This window comes from Blastococcus tunisiensis (assembly GCF_900112815.1).
GTDB lineage: Bacteria > Actinomycetota > Actinomycetes > Mycobacteriales > Geodermatophilaceae > Blastococcus_B > Blastococcus_B tunisiensis.
The window spans coordinates 19,672-38,689 of sequence record NZ_FOND01000016.1; the positions used below are offsets into that span (position 1 = coordinate 19,672).

The 19,018-nt window shown below is 72.7% G+C and carries 19 protein-coding genes, 1 other RNA gene and 1 pseudogene; 18 read left to right on the top strand and 3 right to left on the bottom strand.

The window, feature by feature from the left end:
• Positions 1-7: 7 nt before the first annotated feature.
• Entirely contained in the window at positions 8-295 is a 288-nt protein-coding gene (locus BM142_RS18270; RefSeq protein ID WP_092201901.1) for a DUF6343 family protein, read from the bottom strand.
• A gap of 46 nt (positions 296-341) precedes the next feature.
• On the opposite strand from BM142_RS18270, the gene prfB reads away from it, so the two are divergent.
• From prfB to paaI, 15 genes are all read left to right on the top strand, one after another.
• Positions 342-1,454 (top strand): peptide chain release factor 2, encoded by a 1,113-nt coding sequence (gene prfB, locus BM142_RS18275; protein WP_092201903.1) that lies wholly within the window; start codon positions 342-344, stop codon positions 1,452-1,454.
• A 259-nt stretch (positions 1,455-1,713) separates the two neighbouring features.
• A complete protein-coding gene (ftsE, locus tag BM142_RS18280) occupies positions 1,714-2,403 on the top strand; it encodes a cell division ATP-binding protein FtsE (protein ID WP_092201905.1) in 690 nt (229 codons plus the stop codon).
• Between the two features lie 53 nt (positions 2,404-2,456).
• Positions 2,457-3,341 carry a permease-like cell division protein FtsX gene (ftsX, locus tag BM142_RS18285; RefSeq protein ID WP_092201907.1) on the top strand — a complete coding sequence of 295 codons (885 nt, stop codon included), beginning with the start codon at positions 2,457-2,459 and terminating at the stop codon, positions 3,339-3,341.
• Positions 3,342-3,443: 102 nt separating this feature from the next.
• On the top strand, positions 3,444-3,920 hold the full coding sequence (gene smpB / locus BM142_RS18290; protein WP_092201909.1) for an SsrA-binding protein SmpB: 477 nt from the start codon (positions 3,444-3,446) through the stop codon (positions 3,918-3,920).
• 119 nt (positions 3,921-4,039) lie between these two features.
• Positions 4,040-4,978 carry an NADP-dependent oxidoreductase gene (locus tag BM142_RS18295; RefSeq protein ID WP_092201911.1) on the top strand — a complete coding sequence of 313 codons (939 nt, stop codon included), beginning with the start codon at positions 4,040-4,042 and terminating at the stop codon, positions 4,976-4,978.
• A 22-nt stretch (positions 4,979-5,000) separates the two neighbouring features.
• Positions 5,001-5,891 carry an amidohydrolase family protein gene (locus BM142_RS18300; RefSeq protein ID WP_092201913.1) on the top strand — a complete coding sequence of 297 codons (891 nt, stop codon included), beginning with the start codon at positions 5,001-5,003 and terminating at the stop codon, positions 5,889-5,891.
• A complete protein-coding gene (locus BM142_RS18305; RefSeq protein WP_092201915.1) occupies positions 5,891-6,268 on the top strand; it encodes a VOC family protein in 378 nt (125 codons plus the stop codon). The genes BM142_RS18300 and BM142_RS18305 overlap by 1 nt, the downstream gene beginning before the upstream one ends.
• A gap of 43 nt (positions 6,269-6,311) precedes the next feature.
• A complete protein-coding gene (locus BM142_RS18310) occupies positions 6,312-6,554 on the top strand; it encodes a hypothetical protein (protein ID WP_092201917.1) in 243 nt (80 codons plus the stop codon).
• Positions 6,551-7,342: a GNAT family N-acetyltransferase gene (locus BM142_RS18315; protein ID WP_175527344.1), complete on the top strand. Its 792-nt coding sequence runs from the start codon at positions 6,551-6,553 to the stop codon at positions 7,340-7,342. Before BM142_RS18310 ends, BM142_RS18315 begins: the two co-directional genes overlap by 4 nt.
• Positions 7,343-7,364: 22 nt before the next feature.
• Positions 7,365-8,366: a GNAT family N-acetyltransferase gene (locus BM142_RS18320; RefSeq protein ID WP_092201921.1), complete on the top strand. Its 1,002-nt coding sequence runs from the start codon at positions 7,365-7,367 to the stop codon at positions 8,364-8,366.
• A gap of 10 nt (positions 8,367-8,376) precedes the next feature.
• Positions 8,377-9,243, top strand: a complete 867-nt coding sequence (locus BM142_RS18325) for an SCO6745 family protein (RefSeq protein ID WP_092201923.1) — start codon at positions 8,377-8,379, stop codon at positions 9,241-9,243.
• 126 nt (positions 9,244-9,369) lie between these two features.
• Positions 9,370-10,995 (top strand): SLC13 family permease, encoded by a 1,626-nt coding sequence (locus BM142_RS18330; protein ID WP_092201925.1) that lies wholly within the window; start codon positions 9,370-9,372, stop codon positions 10,993-10,995.
• Between the two features lie 271 nt (positions 10,996-11,266).
• Entirely contained in the window at positions 11,267-12,397 is a 1,131-nt protein-coding gene (locus tag BM142_RS18335) for a magnesium and cobalt transport protein CorA (protein ID WP_092202046.1), read from the top strand.
• Positions 12,398-12,547: 150 nt separating this feature from the next.
• Positions 12,548-12,923, top strand: a transfer-messenger RNA (tmRNA) gene (gene ssrA / locus BM142_RS18340).
• 184 nt (positions 12,924-13,107) lie between these two features.
• A complete protein-coding gene (gene paaI, locus BM142_RS18345) occupies positions 13,108-13,551 on the top strand; it encodes a hydroxyphenylacetyl-CoA thioesterase PaaI (RefSeq protein ID WP_092201927.1) in 444 nt (147 codons plus the stop codon).
• 24 nt (positions 13,552-13,575) lie between these two features.
• Here the strand turns inward: paaI and BM142_RS25275 are convergent.
• Positions 13,576-14,247: pseudogene (locus BM142_RS25275) on the bottom strand (universal stress protein); the annotation flags it as partial.
• A gap of 24 nt (positions 14,248-14,271) precedes the next feature.
• Here BM142_RS25275 and argG point away from each other — a divergent pair.
• The 3 genes from argG (at position 14,272) to BM142_RS18365 (ending at position 17,906) form a co-directional block, all read left to right on the top strand.
• On the top strand, positions 14,272-15,720 hold the full coding sequence (gene argG / locus BM142_RS18355) for an argininosuccinate synthase (protein ID WP_092201931.1): 1,449 nt from the start codon (positions 14,272-14,274) through the stop codon (positions 15,718-15,720).
• A gap of 136 nt (positions 15,721-15,856) precedes the next feature.
• On the top strand, positions 15,857-16,306 hold the full coding sequence (locus BM142_RS18360; RefSeq protein ID WP_092201933.1) for an SRPBCC family protein: 450 nt from the start codon (positions 15,857-15,859) through the stop codon (positions 16,304-16,306).
• Between the two features lie 73 nt (positions 16,307-16,379).
• A complete protein-coding gene (locus tag BM142_RS18365) occupies positions 16,380-17,906 on the top strand; it encodes an adenylate/guanylate cyclase domain-containing protein (RefSeq protein ID WP_217640785.1) in 1,527 nt (508 codons plus the stop codon).
• A 12-nt stretch (positions 17,907-17,918) separates the two neighbouring features.
• On the opposite strand, the gene BM142_RS18370 is transcribed toward BM142_RS18365, so the two are convergent.
• A complete protein-coding gene (locus tag BM142_RS18370) occupies positions 17,919-19,001 on the bottom strand; it encodes a potassium channel family protein (RefSeq protein ID WP_254791061.1) in 1,083 nt (360 codons plus the stop codon).
• Positions 19,002-19,018 lie beyond the last annotated feature (17 nt).

Here is a 19,018-nt window from a genome sequence, read left to right on the forward strand (position 1 = left end):
GTCCGCGTCAGCCCGGCTCGCCGCGCGCCTTGCGCCGCACGATCACCACGATGTCGACCACGGCGACCGCCCCCAGCACCAGCAGCGCGACGCCCGGCCACGCGGGCAGGTCGGTCGCCAGCCAGGCGATCCCGCCGGCGACGCTGACGACGAGTCCGAAGACGGCGAGCACCAGCCGGAGCGTGAGCGCGGACTGGGCCGGTCGCGCGCCGCCGATGCCGGCCGTGGGGTCGTGGTGGTCGGGCAGGCCGCGCGCGTAGTCGGCCCGTGTCCTGGGCTTTCGTGGATCACTCATGCCACGGGTGCCTACCCCTTCCCGGTGCCCACTACCCTGGCTAGACGTGGCTGCCGACTTCGCCGTCGTACTCGACGAGCTCAACACGACCCTGAAGTCGATCGAGGCCGTCCTGCGCATCGACGACATGCGCAACGAGATCGCCGACCTGGAGCAGCAGGCCGCCGCCCCCGATCTCTGGAACGACGTCGAGGCGGCCCAGGCGCTCACCTCCCGGCTGTCCTACCTGCAGGGGGACCTGCGGCGGGTGGAGGAGCTGCGCAGCCGCCTCGACGACGTCGCGCTCATGCACGAGATGGCGGAGGAGGAGGGCGACGAGGCCACGACGGCCGAGACCGAGCGGGAGCTCGCCAGCATCCGCGCCGTCATCGACGAGCTCGAGGTCCGCACCCTGCTCAACGGGGAGTACGACTCCCGCGAGGCCCTGGTCACCATCCGGTCGGAGGCCGGCGGCGTCGACGCCGCCGACTTCGCCGAGATGCTCATGCGGATGTACCTGCGCTGGGCCGAGCGGCACAAGTACCCCACCGAGGTCTACGACGTCAGCTACGCCGAGGAGGCCGGCATCAAGTCGGCGACCTTCGCCGTCAAGGTGCCCTACGCCTACGGCACGCTGTCGGTGGAGCAGGGCACGCACCGGCTGGTGCGCATCTCGCCCTTCGACAACCAGGGCCGCCGCCAGACCTCGTTCGCCGGCGTCGAGGTGCTGCCGGTGGTCGAGCAGACCGACCACGTGGACATCCCCGAGAACGAGATCCGGGTCGACGTCTTCCGGTCGTCCGGGCCCGGTGGGCAGAGCGTCAACACGACCGACTCCGCCGTCCGGATGACCCACATCCCGACCGGCATCGTGGTGTCCTGCCAGAACGAGAAGAGCCAGATCCAGAACCGGGCCGCCGCGCTGCGGGTGCTGCAGGCCCGGCTGCTCGTCGTCCGCCAGCAGGAGCAGAAGGCGGAGATGGACGCGCTCAAGGGGGAGGGCAGCAGCTGGGGCAACCAGATGCGCTCCTACGTGCTGCACCCGTACCAGATGGTCAAGGACCTGCGCACCGAGCAGGAGACCGGGAACACCGCCTCCGTTCTCGACGGGGACATCGACTCCTTCATCGAGGCCGGGATCCGCTGGCGCCGTCAGCAGGAGACCGTCGACGCCGGCTGACAGCCGCCGGAGGCATCGCCGGCGGACAGCCACGGGAGCATCGCAGCGGGGAGCGGACTGCGGCGCCGCAGTCGGCCGGAGACATCACCGGCTGAGAAAGGACTGTGAGTCTGGCGGGACCGATCCGAGCCGGACGCGACCGTCCGTAATGGCTCACCGGGGAGTTCACCGAGCCTGGTGACGCAGCGCGACAACGAGTCGCGCGCGTTCCGTGGCGTCCGGGCCGTCGAGGGGCTCGGGGCAGGTACCGTGGCGCCTCGTGATCGAACTGCAACACGTCACCAAGCTCTACCCGGCCAGTGGCCGGCCGGCTCTCGACGACGTGTCCACCGAGATCGACAAGGGCGAGTTCGTCTTCCTCATCGGGTCCTCCGGTTCCGGGAAGTCGACGTTCCTCCGGCTGCTGCTGAAGGAGGACACCCCGACCTCGGGCACGATCAGCGTGAACGGCAAGGTCCTCAACACGATGAGCAAGTGGCAGGTGCCCAAGCTGCGCCGCACCATGGGCTGCGTCTTCCAGGACTTCCGCCTGCTCCGCGATCGCACGGTGGCCCAGAACGTCGCCTTCGCGCTCGAGGTCATCAACAAGCCGCAGCGCACGATCAAGCGGGTCGTGCCCGAGGTGCTGGAGATGGTCGGCCTCGAGGGCAAGGCGCACCGGCTGCCCAGCGAGCTCTCCGGTGGTGAGCAGCAGCGGGTGGCCATCGCCCGCGCGTTCGTCAACCGTCCGCTGGTGCTGTTGGCCGACGAGCCGACGGGGAACCTCGACCCGGAGACGAGCGAGGGGATCATGCTGCTGCTCGAGCGGATCAACCGCACCGGCACCACGGTGATCATGGCGACGCACGACTACCACATCGTGGACTCCATGCGGCGCCGCGTCATCGAGCTCAACGGGGGCGTCCTCACCCGCGACCAGTCGCGCGGCGTGTACGGGGTCGGCCGCTAGCCCGGCGGCCGCCCCCGCACCGCCCTACTGCTGAACTCCACGACAGGGAATCCATGCGCGTCAACTTCGTCCTCTCCGAGGTGGCCACCGGGCTGCGTCGCAACCTGACCATGACGGTCGCGATGATCCTGACCACGGCCATCTCGCTCGGGCTGATGGGCACCGGTCTCCTCATCGCCTCGATGATCAGCGAGATGAAGGAGATCTACTACGACAAGGTGCAGGTCTCCATCTTCCTGGCCGACGGTGTCACCGACGAGCAGCGGACGGCCATCGAGGCGGAGCTGGAGTCCTCGCCGGAGGTGAAGAGCTTCCTGTACGAGTCGAAGGAGGAAGCGTACGAGCGCTTCCAGCAGCAGTTCAGCCAGCAGCCGGAGCTGGTCGAGAACACCCCGCCGGACGCGCTGCCGGAGAGCTTCCGCGTCGAGCTGGTCAACCCCGAGCGCTACGCGGTCATCGCCTCCGAGTTCCCCAACGGGGAGAACGGCGTCGACAAGGTGGCCGACGAGGGCGACTTCCTCGACCGGTTGTTCGGCCTGCTGAACGGCGCACGGAACGCGACGATCGCCGTGGCGGTGGTCCAGGCGCTGGCGGCGCTGCTGCTGATCTCGAACACCATCCAGTTGGCGGCCTTCAACCGGCGCAACGAAACCAACATCATGCGGCTGGTCGGCGCCTCTCGCTGGTACACCCAGCTGCCCTTCATCCTCGAGGCCGCGCTCGCCGGGCTGGTGGGCGGGCTGCTCGCCGTCGGCGGGCTGGTCCTCACCAAGGTGCTCTTCGTCGACCGGACGCTGGCCGGGCCGATCAAGGCCGGGATCATCACCGGCATCGACTGGGGCGACATCGTCCTCGTCGGTGGGGTCATCACCGCGGCCGGCGTGGCCCTGGCCGGCATCGCCTCCTACGTCACCCTGCGGCTCTACGTCCGCCTGTAGCCCCAGCGCCCGCCACGATCATGGAGCGGGAACCACCCGAACGTCCCTCGGCGTGGTCACCGCTCCATGATCGTCGGGCGCGATGCCACGTAACCTGGGGTCATGCCGCGAGAGACCGGGCGCAAGCTCATCGCCCAGAACAAGAAGGCGCGGCACGACTACTCGATCCTCGACACCTACGAGGTCGGCCTCGCGCTGACCGGCACCGAGGTGAAGAGCCTCCGTGCCGGCCGTGCCTCGCTCGTCGACGGGTTCGCCTCGATCGACGACGGCGAGGTGTGGCTGCAGCACGTCCACATCCCCGAGTACACGCAGGGCACCTGGACCAACCACGCCCCGCGGCGCAAGCGCAAGGTGCTCATGCACCGCGCCGAGATCGACAAACTGCTCGGCAAGATCAAGGAGGGCGGGCTGACGCTCGTCCCGCTCGACCTGTACTTCAAGGACGGCAAGGTCAAGGCCACCCTGGCCCTCGCAAAGGGCAAGAAGTCCTACGACAAGCGGCAGGACCTCGCCGAGCGCGACTCGCGCCGCGAGATGCAGAAGGCGTTCGGCCGGTACGTGAAGGGCCGGCGCTGACGGCTGCCGCCTGAGCGGCGCGGGTACCGCGCCGCACCGCGGTCTCGGCCTCCGCACCGCGGTACCCGTCCACGGGGTCCCGCGAGCCCGCCGTCGCCCACCCGCATACGGTGACCGACATGCGCGGGATGGCCTACGACCGGTTCGGGGACGACGACGTCCTGCAGGTGCGCGACGACCTGCCCGACCCGCCCGTGGGCCCGGACACGGTCCTGGTCCGCGTGCACGCCGCGGGGGTCAACCCGGTCGACGTCAAGATCCGGGAGGGTGCGCTCGCCGGCGCCTACCCGCACCACTTCCCGATCGTCCCGGGCTGGGAGGTCGCGGGCGTCGTGGAGGCGGCAGGGCCGGCGGTCGTCGACTTCGCCCCCGGTGACGAGGTGTTCGGCTACGTCCGCCGCGACGACGTCCAGTGGGGGACGACGGCCGAGTTCGTGCCGGCGCCGCAGCGCTGCCTGGCGCACAAGCCCGAGTCGCTGTCCTTCGCCGAGGCCGGCGCGCTGCCGCTCGCCGGGCTGACCGCCTACCAGGCGCTGGCCGAGTACCTCGACGTCGCCGAGGGGGACCGGGTGCTGATCACCCGCGGTTCGGGCGGCGTCGGGACGTTCGCCGTCCAGATCGCCGTGGCCCTGGGCGCCCACGTGGTGACGACGGCGAGCCCGCGCAACCACGACTTCCTCCGGTCGCTGGGCGCGGCGGAGATCTACGACTACTCCGCCGGACCGATCAGCGGTCAGCTCGCCGACCCGGTGGACGCCCTGCTCGACCTCGTCGGCGGCGAGACCATGACCGACGCGATCTCCACCGTGCGTCCGCCCGGCTCCCGCGGGGTGCGGATGGTGTCGGTCGTCGACCCGACGATGCGCGACCACGACGGCGCGTACCTCTTCGTCCGCCCCGACGGTCATGACCTCGGCGAACTGGCCCGCATGGCCGACGCCGGTCAGCTCCGGGTGCCCATCGCGAAGGCGTTCCCCCTGGAGCGGACCGCCGAGGCGCACCGCCTGGTCGCGGACGGGCACGTGCGCGGCAAGGTCGTCGTCACGCTGGGCTCGTGACCATGGACATCGTCACCCTCCGATGAGCACCCCGCCGGTCGACGACGCCGACGTCCCGCGGTACTGGCAGGCGCTGGGCCTGCCCGGCCTGGTGGACGTGCACGTGCACTTCCTGCCCGAGCGGGTGCAGGCCAAGGTGTGGGAGTACTTCGGCGCGGCAGGCACCCACTACGGCGCCGAGTGGCCGGTCACCTACGCCCTGCCCGACGAGGAGCGGCTGGCGATCCTGGACCGGCTGGGGGTGCGCGCCTTCCCGACGCTGCCCTATCCGCACAAGCCGGGGATGGCCGCCTGGCTCAACGAGTGGTCGGCCGGGTTCGCCGCGGCCCGCCCGCAGGTGCTGCAGTCGGCCACCTTCTACCCGGAGCCGGAGGCGGCCGGCTACGTGGCCGCGGCCCTCGACGGCGGCGCCCGGGTGTTCAAGGTGCACGTCCAGGTCGGCTCCTTCGACCCCCGCGACCCGCTGCTGGACGACGTCTGGGCCCGGCTGGAGAAGACCGGCACGCCGGTCGTCATCCACTGCGGGTCCGGCCCGCTGGCCGGCGAGCACACCGGCCCGGAGCCGGTGACCGGCCTGCTGGAGCGGTACCCGCGGCTGCAGCTGGTGATCGCCCACCTGGGCATGCCCGAGTACCGGGAGTTCCTCGACCTGGCCGTGCGCTACGAGCGGGTGCACCTGGACACCACCATGTTCGCCACCGACTTCACCGAGCGGTTGATGCCGTTCGACCGGGCCGACCTGCCCCGGCTGTCGGACCTGCGTGCCAAGGTCCTCCTCGGCAGCGACTTCCCCTCCATCCCGTACGCGTACGCCCACCAGCTGGAGGCGTTGCACCGGCTGGAGCTGGGGGAGGAGTGGCTGCGCGCCGTGCTCTGGGGCAACGGTGCCCGTCTGTTCGGACTGGAGGCCTGATGCCGATCGCCACGCTCGCCGCCACCGTGCTCGGCACCCCCGATCCGCGGGGGCTCGCCCGCTTCTACCAGCGGTTGCTCGGCTGGCCGCTGCGCGACGACACCGACGAGTGGGCCACCCTGCGGCCGGCCGACGGCGGCACCGGGTTGTCCTTCCAGCGGGAGCCGGAGCACGTGCCGCCGGTGTGGCCGCCCGAGCCGGGCGCCCAGCAGATGCAGCTGCACCTCGACCTGCTGGTCGAGGACCTGACGGCGGCCGGCGCCGTGGCGGAGGAGGCCGGCGCCGAGCACGTGGGCGGGCACGAGGACGCCGAGGAGATCGTCCGCGTCTACCGGGACCCCGCCGGGCACCCGTTCTGCCTGTTCGTCCGCCGGTGAAACCAGTGGCCCGGTCGCGCGCGGCTGCCTAGCCTCCGACGACGTGGCCGACCTCCCCGCCCTGCCCGACGGGCTGACCGCCCGTCCCCTCGCCGCCGACGACGTGGCCGACGCCGCCGCCCTGCTGGCGGCCGCCGAGGAGCTCGACGACACCGGCGAGCACTGGAACGCCGACGACCTGGCCGAATGGTGGGTCAACGACCTCGTCGACCTCCGGCGGGACAGCCTCGCCGTCCGGACGCCGTCCGGACGCCGGACGGCGCGCTCGCCGGCTGGGCCACGGTGATCGCGCTGCCCACGTTCCGCGACGCGTTCCGGATCACCCTGGAGGCGCGCGTCCACCCGGCCTGGCGCGGCCGCGGGGTCGGCCGGGCCCTGCTGGGCTGGCAGCTGGCGCGCGGCCGGGAGGTGCACGCCGAGCGGCACCCGGGCTCCCCGGCCGTGCTCGAGGTGGGGGTCCACACCTCGATGGCCTCCCTGGCGGGGCTCGTGCGCCGGGCCGGGCTGGCCGAGGAGCGCTGGTACTTCGTCATGGAACGCCCGCTGGACGAGCTGCCGGTGGTTCCGGCGGTCGAGGGGGTGGAGCTCGTCTCCTTCGGCTGGGACCGCGACGACGAGCTCCGGCGCGCGCACAACTCCGCGTTCACCGAGCACCACGGGTCCGCCGAGCGGGACGAGGTCACCTGGCGGACGCTCTACACCGGCCAGCGCGCCTTCCGCCCCGAGCTCTCCACGCTCGCCGTGGCCGACGGTGCCGTCGTCGCCTACTGCCTGGGCTACGAGCTCGAGGCCGACACCGCGGCGAACGGGTACGCGGCGGTGGACCTCGGCCAGATCGGCGTGCTGCCGTCGGCCCGCGGACGCGGCCTCGCGAAGGCCACCATCACCGCGGTGCTGCGGGCGGCCGCGCAGCGCGGGTTCGGCCGGGCGACGCTCCAGGTGGACAGCGCGAACGTCACCGGCGCCCTGGCGCTCTACGAGGGGCTGGGCTTCACCCGGCGGCGGACGCAGGTGTCCTGGACCCGGCCGCTCCCGGCGGCGCCCGGCGTGCCCGCGGGGACGGCCGCACGGTAGGAGCCCCGTAGCCTGGGCCCCTGTGTCCACGTCCCGCATCCCCCTCCCCGACGGCCTGACCGTCCGACCGCTCCGCGCCGACGACGCCCCGGCGGTCGCCGCGCTGCTGGCCGCGGCCGAGCCCGTGGACCACACCGGTGACCATCCCGACGCCGCCGACCTGACCGAGCTGTGGGTCAACGAGCTGGTCGACCTCGAGCACGACGGCCGCCTGGTGCAGGACCGGGACGGCACCGTGGTCGGCTACGCCACGACGATCGCCCCGCCGACGTTCCGCGACGCCTACGGGGTCCACCTGCAGGGCCGGGTGCACCCGGACCGGCGCGGCCAGGGCATCGGCCGGGCGCTGCTGGCCTGGCAGCTCGACCGGGGCGCCGAGCTGCACGCGACCCGCCACCCCGAGGCGCCGGCCCGGCTCACCGCGACCGTCTACACCAGCCAGACGTCCGTGGAGGCGCTGCTGCGCCGGGCCGGGCTGGAGCAGCTGCGCTGGTTCTTCCACATGGAGCGCCCGCTCACCGACCTGCCCGACCGCCGGGTGGTCGAGGGCGTCCACCTGGTGCCCCTCACCCCGGACCGGGACGAGGACGTCCGGCACGCGCACAACGCGGCGTTCACCGAGCACTACGGGTCCAGCGAGCGCGACGCCGTCTCCTGGCAGGTCATGTTCACCGGCATGCGCGCCTTCCGGCCCGACCTGTCGGTGCTGGCCGTCCTCGACGGCGAGGTCGTCGGCTACGCGCTGGCCTACGTGCACGAGTCGGCCGCGAGGGCGACCGGGAGCCGGCAGTCCTACTTCGGGCAGATCGGCGTGGTGCCGCAGGCCCGGGGGCGGGGGCTGTCGAAGGCGATCATCATCGAGGCGCTGCACGTGGCCGCGGCCAACGACTGCCGGACGGCCGGCCTGGAGGTCGACAGCGAGAACTCCGCGGGTGCGCTCGGCCTCTACGAGAGCCTCGGGTTCGCGACCGCGCACACCCAGGTCTCGTGGTCCCGTCGGCTGCCCCCGCGAGCGGCTGACTAAGGTCCGGCGCATGGTCAGCGCCGATCACTTCGACCCCGCCCTCGTCGGCCGCGCCCACCGCGCGATCGACCCGCTGCACTCGCAGCTGTACTTCGCCCCGGAGCACGACGAGCACTTCGGCGCCGTCGGGCTGAAGCCAGGGCGGATGTCCTACTTCGCGGGGCGCTCGGCGCCGATGGGGGCGGTGGGGGCGGGGGTCGTGACGGCCACCTTCTACAACTTCTCGCCGTCCCTGGTCGCGCACATGATCCCGCGCGCCTGGACGCTCGCCGCGCCGGAACAGGTGCTGGCCGCCCGCCTGGAGGCCGCCCGCGCCTCCCTCACCCGGCTGCTCGGCGAGCAGGCCGCGGAGTCGGCGGAGGTGGCCGAGCTCGGCGGGCTGCTCCGCGAGGCGTGCGCGGGCCTGACCGCCGAGGGCCGCCCGCTCTACGCCGGGCACGCCGACCTGCCCTGGCCGGAGGAGCCGCTGCTCGCGCTGTGGCACGGCGCGACCCTGCTCCGGGAGCACCGCGGCGACGGGCACGTGGCGGTCCTGGTGCACGCCGGGCTGACCGGCCTGGAGGCGCTGATCACCCACTGCGCCACCGGGCGCGGCTTCACCGAGCCCGCCGCCAAGGCCACCCGTGGGTGGCGCAACGAGGAGTGGGCGGCCGCCCGCGCCGCGCTCGCCCACCGGGGGCTCCTGGACGACGCAGGCCTCACCGAGGACGGCGAGGAGCTGCGCCGGCACATCGAGGTGCAGACCGACGCGCTGGCCGCCGACCCGTGGCTGTCCCTCGGGGCGGAGAAGACCGCACGGGTGGTCGAGCTCGGCAAGGGCCTGTCCCGCCGGGTGGCCGAGGCGGGGGCCTTCGGGCAGGGCATCTTCGGCCGCTGACCGTCCGCCGGCACGCACGTCCCGGGCCGGTCGCGTCACCGATCGGGCATCCGCGCGTTCTCCATGTCGCCGAGCGGCGGCAGGACTCCTACGGTCATGCCGGGCGCTCGCCCCGAGGGAGGCGTCATGACCGCGACCGAGCGGGAGCAGGGCAGGGTCCAGGGCCGGCGGACGGACGTGGACGCCGCGTTCCAGGGCAGCGCCACCTACCGCAGTCTGGGCGAGCAGGAGCTCAGCCCGGCCGAGGAGAAGTTCGAGAAGGGCCGCCGCACCGTCGGGCTGTTCCTGGCCCCGGTGGTGACGATCATCTTCGCGCTGGTGCCGATCGACCTGCCGCGTGACCAGCACCTGCTCGCCGCCGTCCTGCTCGGCGTCATCGTCCTGTGGATCACCGAGCCGGTGCCGATCCCGATCGGCGGCCTGATCGGCGTCGGGGCCATCGTCGTCCTCGGCGTGGTGCCGGCCGACGACGCGCTGGCGCCGTTCGGCTCGACGACGGTGTTCACCTTCATCGGGGCGTTCATCCTCGCCGCGGCCATGCTCAAGCACGGGGTGGCCCGGCGCTTCGCGATGTTCATCCTGTCGCTGAAATGGGTCGGCGCCTCGACGGCCCGGGTCATCATCGCCTTCGGGTTCATCACCGCGGTGCTGTCGGCGTTCGTGTCCAACACCGCCACCGTCGCCATGCTGCTGCCCACGGCGATCGGCATCCTCTCCGTCATCGCCAAGCTCCTCCAGGACAAGGAGCTGGTGCAGCCGGACTTCGACCCGCTGCGGCTGCGGGTCGGCGTCGCGCTGATGCTGATGCTCGCCTACGGCGCCGGCGTCGGCGGCCTGCTCACCCCGGTCGGCAGCCCGCCCAACCTGATCGGCCGCGGGCTGATCGAGGAGGCGACCGGCGAGCGGATCGGCTTCCTCGACTGGATGCTCATGGCGCTGCCGATCTGCGCGCTGATGTTCGTCGCACTGACCGTCGTCCTGCTGCTGCTCAACAAGCCGGAGATCAAGCGGATCGAGGGCGTGCACGAGTACGTGCAGCAGGAGCGGGCCGAGCTCGGCCCCTTCTCCGGCGCCGAGCGCAACACGCTCATCGCCTTCGGCGTCACCGTGGCGCTGTGGATCTTCCCCGGCGTCATCGCCCTGACCGCCGGCACCGAGTCCGACCTGTACACGACCATCAGCGACCGGCTCGACGAGGGCATCGTCGCCGTCCTCGGCGCCTCGCTGCTGTTCCTGCTGCCGACCGAGTGGAAATCGCGGGAGTTCACGCTCAACTGGAGCGACGCGGCGAGGATCGACTGGGGCACCATCCTGCTCTTCGGCACCGGCATCATCTTCGGGTCGCTGCTGGCCAGCACCGGCCTGGCCGAGACGATCGGCCAGGCCTCGGCGGACGGGCTCGGCCTGACCAGCACCCTCGCGATCACGGTCTTCGCGGTGATCCTGGCGATCATCATCAGCGAGACGACGTCGAACACCGCGTCGGCCGCCGTCGTGGTGCCGATCATCATCCCGGTGGCGGTGGCCGCGGGCATCAACCCGTTCGTCCCGGCGCTCGCGGCCACGTTCGCCGCTTCGTTCGGGTTCATGCTGCCGGTGTCCACGCCCCAGAACGCGATCGTCTACGGGTCCGGCGTCGTGCCGATCACGAAGATGATCAGGTCCGGGATCTCCTTCGACGTCCTCGGGGCCCTGCTGATCGTGCTGCTCCTGCCGGTGCTGGTCGACCTGGTGCTCGGCTCCGTCGGCTGATCTCCTGGGGGCCGGTCTCACCCGTGCGGGCGACGCCGCTGGACAGCGCGTGGGACCATGGACGACGGCCAGCCGCAGGAGCGAGCCCGGACCGGAAGGGAGTCGAGCGCGTGCGCAGCGAACCTCCCAGTCCCGGTCATCCCGAGGTCCTCCCCGCCTGAGAAACACCCCCTGCCCCCCGCCACTCGCACGCTCGCGGCGGGACCCTGCAGGGGGCCGGCGCGAGGACCTCCCGGTGTCCCTCGTCGTCCCTGCCCTCCGGGAGCCCCTCATGACCGAGCGCCGTCTCGCGCCGCTGAGCGCCCTGACCACCCTGACCCGCCGTCCGCACCGGCCGGACCCGCGGGTCGCCGCCGCGCCGGCAACGGCGCCGGAGCCCCGGTCGCGCGTCGTGGACAACGCCGTCTACTCCGAGGGCCGGCGGGTCGCGACGCCGGAGACGGCCGCGGAGAGCCTCGAGGAGCTGGCCGCGGGGGAGGACCGGCTCGCCTGGCTGGGCCTCTACCGCCCGGAGCCCGGGGATCTCGGCGAGCTCGCCGAGCTCTACGACCTGCCCGAGCTGGCGGTCGAGGACGCGATCAAGGCCCACCAGCGGCCGAAGTTCGAGCGCTACGGGACCACGCTGTTCGTCGTCCTCAAGGCCGCCCGGTACCTGGACGCCACCGAGGAGGTGGAGTTCGGGGAGCTGCACCTGTTCCTGGGCGCCGACTTCGCCATCACCGTGCGGCACAGCGAGTCCCCGGACCTGTCGCGGGTCCGCCGCCGGCTGGAGAGCGAGCCGGCGCTGCTGGCCAAGGGCAGCGAGGCGGTGCTCTACGCGACGCTGGACGCCGTCGTCGACGGGTACCGGCCGGTGGTCGACGGGCTGGCCACCGACATCGACGAGATCGAGACCCAGGTGTTCGGGGGCGATCCCGGCGTCTCCCGGCGGATCTACGAGCTGTCCCAGGAGGTGCTCGAGTTCCAGCGCGCCGCCGCGCCGCTGACCGGCATCCTCGTGGCCATCACCGCCGGTTTCGACAAGTACGGCGTCGACGAGGAGCTGCGCAGCTACCTGCGCGATGTCGCCGACCACGTCAGCCAGGTCACCGAGCGGGTGGAGGCCTTCCGGCTGCAGCTGCGCGACATCCTGACCGTGAACGCGACGCTGGTCGCGCAGCGGCAGAACGAGGAGATCCGCGAGCTCACCGAGACCAGCATCGCGCAGGGCGAGGAGGTCAAGAAGATCTCGGCGTGGGCGGCCATCCTGTTCGCGCCCAGTCTGGTGGGCGGGGTGTACGGGATGAACTTCGACACCATGCCCGAGCTGGACTGGTACTTCGGCTACCCGTTCGCGCTGCTGCTCATGGTGGGGGTCAGCGTCACGCTCTACCTGGTGTTCAAGCGGCGCGACTGGATCTGACCGAGGGCCCCTGTCGATCATCGCCGGGTGGCTGCTCCCCCCGGCGTGTCGGGCAGCCACGCGGCGATGATCAACCGGCTGGGGTGACGTGGGGGCGTCGGCGGAACACGCGGGCGCCGGGAGCCGTTAGGCTGTGCGTACAACTACACAGGGGGTGAATGGTCTCGACTTCGGTCGGGTGACCAGGGGAAGCGAGCCGAGGAAGGCAACGATGAGCTCGTTAACCATCCGTTGCAAACCACACAAGCGCCGATTCCAATCAGCGCGACTTCGCTCTCGCTGCCTGATAGCAGCTAGACGAGTCTGTCAGCCCGGGTTCGTCATCGGCCCGGATCCTGGCATCAGCTAGATGACTCACCGCACGTGCCGGTCGCGGGCGCGTGCGGGACACCGAACAGCGACTGGGCCCGTCACGTCGACTTGTCTGCATGATCGACGGGGTCGAGCAGAGGCAACGCAGACTGCGCTCGGAGAAGCCCTGGTGATGCGTCGAAGGACGCGGGTTCGATTCCCGCCACCTCCACCACCCCTGTTCCACCACGGAGGGCCCGGTCTGATGACCGGGCCCTTCCGTGCGTCTGCGCCGCGTCGCGGACGCGGGGTCCTTCGCGTTCCTCCGCTCGAGTGGAGCCCCCGGCTACGGTCTGCGTCGTGCCCGTCAGCCCTCCGGCCGGGTCACCCGTCGGAGGACCGCGAACGAGGAGCTGTCGATGCCCGACCGGACCGAGCACGAGGTCGCCGAGGAGTCGGTGGCCCGCTTCCTGTCCGGCGACGCCGCGGCCCGGGCGCTCGGCATCACGGTGAGCCGCGTGGCACCCGGGGCGGTGACCGCGCACATGACCATCGGCCCGGAGATGCTCAACGGCCACGGCACCGCGCACGGCGCGGCACTGTTCGCGGTGGCCGACATCGCCTTCGCCATGGCCTGCAATTCGCACGGCCGCCCCGCCGTCGGACGCTCCTGCAGCATCGAGTACCTGGCGCCGGCCTCACTGGGGGAAGCGGTCACCGCGACCGCGGTCGAGCGCTCCGTCGTCGGCCGGGGCGGCATCTACGACGTCGCCGTCACCCGGGATGCCGACGGGAGGCTGCTCGCCGAGCTGCGCGGGCACAGCCGGGAGCTGGGCGCTGCTCCCGGCCCCGGGCCCGGCTGAGCCGGCCCCGGCGAGCAGCACCGGGATGACCGCGTGCCGGCTCAGGGAGTCGGCGACGCTGCCGAGCAGCAGGTGGGACAGCCCCCGGCCGCGCCGGCCGACGACCAGCACGTCGGCGCCCTCGGCGTCGGCCGTCTCCAGCAGCACGCGGTCCGGCTGCCCGTAGCGGAGCCTCGGTACCGGGACGGCGCCACCGGGCGGGAACCAGCCGGCCCGGTCGTCGAGCAGGTCCTGCCATGCCCGGAGCCGGGCCTCGTCGCCGAACTCCGCGACGTCGGGATCGGCGACCCCCACCAGCAGGACGCGGGCGGCGCCGGGCGCGAACAGCCGGGCCGCCTCGCGGACGGCGGCATCGGACTCGGCCGAGCCGTCCACGCCGACCAGGACGGTGAGCCTCTCCGACGGGGCGTCCCGGCGCGCGGCGACCTCGGTGTCGTCGGGAGCCCGGCGGCCGCGCTCCATCGCGATCGGCAGGAACAGCGGCCCGAGCACGGCGCCGAGGAGGTACCAGGTGCCGCTGCGGTACCCGCGGCGGCCCAGGAACAGCAGGACGGCGACGAGGCCGACGAGGACCCAGAGCAGCACGACGGCGAGGGCGAGCAGGAACGTGGACACGTGCGGGTCCTCCGGTCGGTCTCGGGCTGCCTGCCAGTGTCCCGGACCGGTGGGCGGCGACCCCCACGTCCGCATGGTCATGCATAGGCGTGCATAATCGTTCTCGTGTCCAAGGTCCTCACCTCCCTGCCCGTCGGCGAACGCGTCGGCATCGCCTTCTCCGGCGGCCTCGACACCTCGGTGGCGGTCGCCTGGATGCGCGACAAGGGCGCAGTGCCCTGCACCTACACCGCCGACATCGGCCAGTACGACGAGCCGGACATCGGGTCGGTTCCCGGGCGCGCCACCGCCTACGGCGCCGAGCTGGCCCGGCTGGTGGACTGCCGCGCCGCGCTCGTCGAGGAGGGGCTCGCGGCCCTGACCTGCGGTGCCTTCCACATCCGGTCCGGCGGCCGCAGCTACTTCAACACCACCCCGCTGGGGCGCGCGGTGACCGGCACGCTCCTGGTGCGCGCCATGCTCGAGGACGACGTCCAGATCTGGGGCGACGGCTCCACGTTCAAGGGCAACGACATCGAGCGGTTCTACCGGTACGGGCTGCTGGCCAACCCGTCGCTGCGGATCTACAAGCCCTGGCTGGACGCCGACTTCGTGACCGAGCTCGGGGGCCGCAAGGAGATGTCGGAGTGGCTGGTCGCCCACGACCTGCCCTACCGGGACAGTGCCGAGAAGGCCTACTCGACCGACGCCAACATCTGGGGCGCCACCCACGAGGCGAAGACCCTCGAGCACCTGGACACCGGCATCGAGACCGTCGAGCCGATCATGGGCGTGCGGTTCTGGGACCCCGACGTGTCGATCCCCACCGAGGACGTCACGATCGGCTTCGCGCAGGGCCGGCCGGTCAGCATCGCCGGGAAGGAGTTCGACTCCGCCGTCGACCTGGTGCTGGCGGCCAACGCGATCGGCGGCCGGCACGGGCTGGGCATGTCCGACCAGATCGAGAACCGGATCATCGAGGCCAAGAGCCGCGGCATCTACGAGGCGCCGGGCATGGCCCTGCTGCACATCGCCTACGAGCGCCTGGTCAACGCCATCCACAACGAGGACACCCTCGCGAACTACCACAGCGAGGGACGGCGGCTGGGCCGGCTCATGTACGAGGGGCGCTGGCTCGACCCGCAGGCGCTCATGCTGAGGGAGTCCCTGCAGCGCTGGGTCGGCATGGCCGTCACCGGGGAGGTCACCCTGCGGCTGCGCCGGGGCGAGGACTACTCGATCCTCGACACCACCGGCCCGGCGTTCAGCTACCACCCGGACAAGCTCTCGATGGAGCGCACCGAGGACTCCGCCTTCGGGCCGGTGGACCGGATCGGCCAGCTGACCATGCGCAACCTCGACATCGCCGACTCGCGCGCCAAGCTGGAGCAGTACGCGGCGATGGGCATGGTGGGCGGGGCGACCCAGACGGCGATCGGTGCGGCGCAGGCGGCCTCGACCGGGCTGATCGGCTCCATGACCGAGGGCGGCGCCGAGGTGATCGCCTCGCGGGGCGAGGTGTCCGACGAGGACCAGATGCTCGACCGGGCCGCCATGGAGTCCGGCACCGACTGACCGCGCCCCCCTCGGCCGGGATCAGGGACCCTGATCATCGAGCGTCCTCCCTCACCGCAGGACGTGGGGGAGGACGCCGCACGATCAGGTGGGCTGATCCCGGCGCACGGGGGAGGATGGCCCGGGAGGCGGGGCCATGGCGAGCGAGGTCGACGTGCTGACCGAGGCGGTGATCGGGCGCCCGGTGGCGGAGGTCGCCGCCTACGCCGGCGATCCCACGAACGCCCCGGAGTGGTACCGCAACATCGACTCCGTCGAGTGGGAGACGCCGCCGCCGGTGGCCGTCGGCTCGCGCATGGCGTTCGTCGCACGCTTCCTGGGCCGCCGGCTGGCCTACACCTACGAGGTGGTCGAGCTGGTCCCCGGCGAGCGGCTGGTCATGCGGACGGCGCAGGGACCGTTCCCGATGGAGACCACCTACACCTGGCAGGCCGTGGACGACGGCGCCACCCGGATGACCCTGCGCAACCGTGGCCGGCCGTCGGGTTTCGCCGGGATCGCCGCACCGGCGATGGCCGCGGCGATGCGGCGGGCCAACCGGAAGGACCTCGCCGCGCTCCGGAGCCGGCTCGAGCTCGGGCGCTGAGGCCGACACCCGACCGGGCGACCCCCGGGCGCCCCCTGCGGCGACGGTGGCCCCGGTCCGCGATCATGTGCGCGTGACCTCGGGTAACAGTCGCGGCCCGCAGGCCGTGCGCCGCGACCAGCCGTGGACGTACTGGGCCCCGAGCGGTCGCAGCGCCGTCCCGGCGATCGTGCTGCTCGTCCTCGGCGCGAACCTCGTGGGGGTCGCCACCGTCGCCGTCCTGCTCCTGGGCGTGGAGGACGCCGGCGGCGACAGCGGCCGCAGGCCGGTGCTGCTCGCCGTCGCGGCCTACCTCGTCGTGGCGCTGCCGGTCGCCACCGTCGCGGGCCTGCGCCGCCAGCGCGCCACCAACCAGTGGCTCGTGGCCGGCCGCTCGCCGAGCGGCGAGGAGGCCCGCCACGTGCTGCGGCTCCCGCTGGACACGGCACTGCTCGCCGGCGCGGTGTGGCTGGTCGGCGCGGCCGTCGTCGGGCTGGTCGCGGCGGCGGCCTTCCCCGACGCGCGGGTCGGCCTGCGGGTCGCCGTCGCCACGCTGCTCGGCGGGCTGGCCACCGCCGGTGTCACCTACCTGCTGGTCGCCCGCGCCGCCCGCGTGGTCACCGCGCTCGCCCTCACCGCCCACCCTCCGGCGGGTGCCCTCGTCCTCGGTGTCCGGCCGCGCCTGCTGCTGGGCTGGCTGCTCACCAGCGGCGTCCCGATGCTGGGCGTCGCCCTGCTGTTCCTCGACCCGAGCAACCCCGGCGGGCCCGGGGAGGGGGCGGTCGTCTTCCTCGTGGTCGTCGCGCTCCTCGTGGGCGCGCTGGCGACCCTGCTCGTCGCCCGGGCCGTGGGGCAGCCGCTGCGCGACCTGCGCGAGGCCGTCACGCGGATCGGCACCGGTGACTACGACGTCCGGGTGGTCGTCGACGACGCCGGCGAGATCGGCCTCCTCCAGGAGGGCGTGAACACCATGGCCGCGGGTCTGGCCGAGCGGGAGCGGCTGAAGGACCTGTTCGGCCGGCACGTCGGGACGACGGTCGCGCAGCGGGCGCTGGACACCGGCATCTCCCTGGACGGCGAGGAGCGCACCGTGGCCGCGCTCTTCGTCGACATCGCTGGCTCCACGTCCCTGGTCCGGCGCACCGGGCCCGAGCAGATGGTCGGCCTGCTCAACCGCTTCTTCGAGGTGGTGGTCGACGCGATCGAGGCCGACGGCGGGCTGGTCAACAAGTTCGAGGGCGACGCGGCGCTCTGCGTCTTCGGGGCCCCCGCCGACCATCCCGATCCCGCGGGCGCGGCGCTGCGGGCGGCCCGCCGCATCGGCGACGCCGTCCGCGAGGCCGGCGAGGTGGACGTCGGGGTCGGGGTCGCGTGCGGGCGGGTCTGGGCCGGTCAGGTCGGCGCGGCGAGCCGGCTGGAGTACACCGTGATCGGCGATCCGGTGAACGAGGCGGCGCGGCTCACCGAGGTGGCCAAGGAGCACCCCGGCCGGGTGGTGGCCAGCGAGGCCACCGTGCTGGCCGCGGAGGAGACGGAGCGCGCGCACTGGGTCCGCGACGTCGCGGTGGAGCTGCGCGGCCGCGGCGAGCCGACCCCCACCTGGGTGCGCCGGGCCGGCTGAGACCCGGCCGGGCTACGCCTGCGACTGCGCCGACGGCTGGGTCGGCGGCCGGTTCGGCCTGCCGGGGTCGTGCGCCTTCACCACGACGAGCACGTCCTCGGGCTGCAGGGTGCCGATAAGCGGGTCGTCGAAGCGCAGGGTCCGCCCGCCGCGGGTGACCGACAGGACGATGTCGCGCAGGTCGCGCGGCCCCAGGCCGGTCTCGCTCGACGTCACCGTGCGCTGGTGCAGGTCCAGGCCCTGGCCGCCGGTGACCAGGTCCTCGACCACCGCGACCACCCGCGGCGCGTCGGTCGAGAGCCCCAGCAACCGTCCGGAGGTCGCCGAGGTGGTGATGACCGTGTCGGCCCCCGACTGGCGCAGGAGGTTGGCGTTCTCCTCCTCCCGGACGCTGGTCGTGATCGGCACGCTCGGGTTGAGCTGGCGCACGGTGAGGGTGATGAGGACCGCCGCGTCGTCCCGGTTGGCGGCCACGATGACGGCGCGGGCGCGCTCCACGGAGGCCCGGCGGAGGACCTCGGTGCGCCCGGCGTCCCCGACGATCCCGGTGAGCCCGACGGAGTTGGCCTCGTCGATGGCCCGCGGCTCCGGGTCGACGACGACGATCCGGTCCGGCGGCGTGCCGTTGGCGATGAGCGAGCGGATGGCGCTGCGGCCCTTGGTGCCGTAGCCGCACACGATGACGTGCTGACGCACGCGGGACCTCCAGCGTCGGATGCGGAACTCCTCCCGCGAGCGCGCGGTGAGGGCTTCGAGTGTCGTCCCGATGAGGACGATCAGGAACATGATCCGCAGGGGCGTGATCAGCAGGATGTTGACCAGCCGGGCCTCGGCGGTGACCGGCGTGATGTCGCCGTAGCCCGTCGTGGAGAGCGTGACCGTGGCGTAGTACGTCGCGTCGAGCAGCGAGATCGGGCCGCCCTTGCTGTCCTCGTAGCCGTCCCGGTCGATGTAGACGATGAGGACGACGACGACCAGGACGACGGCGGCGATGAGGACGCGGCGCCACACCTGGCGAACGGGTGACTGTTCGACGTGGGCGATCCGGACACCGGTGTGCTCGGTCTCCGTGCCGCCCGGCACCTCTCGCTCCACCCCGCGGACACTAGTGA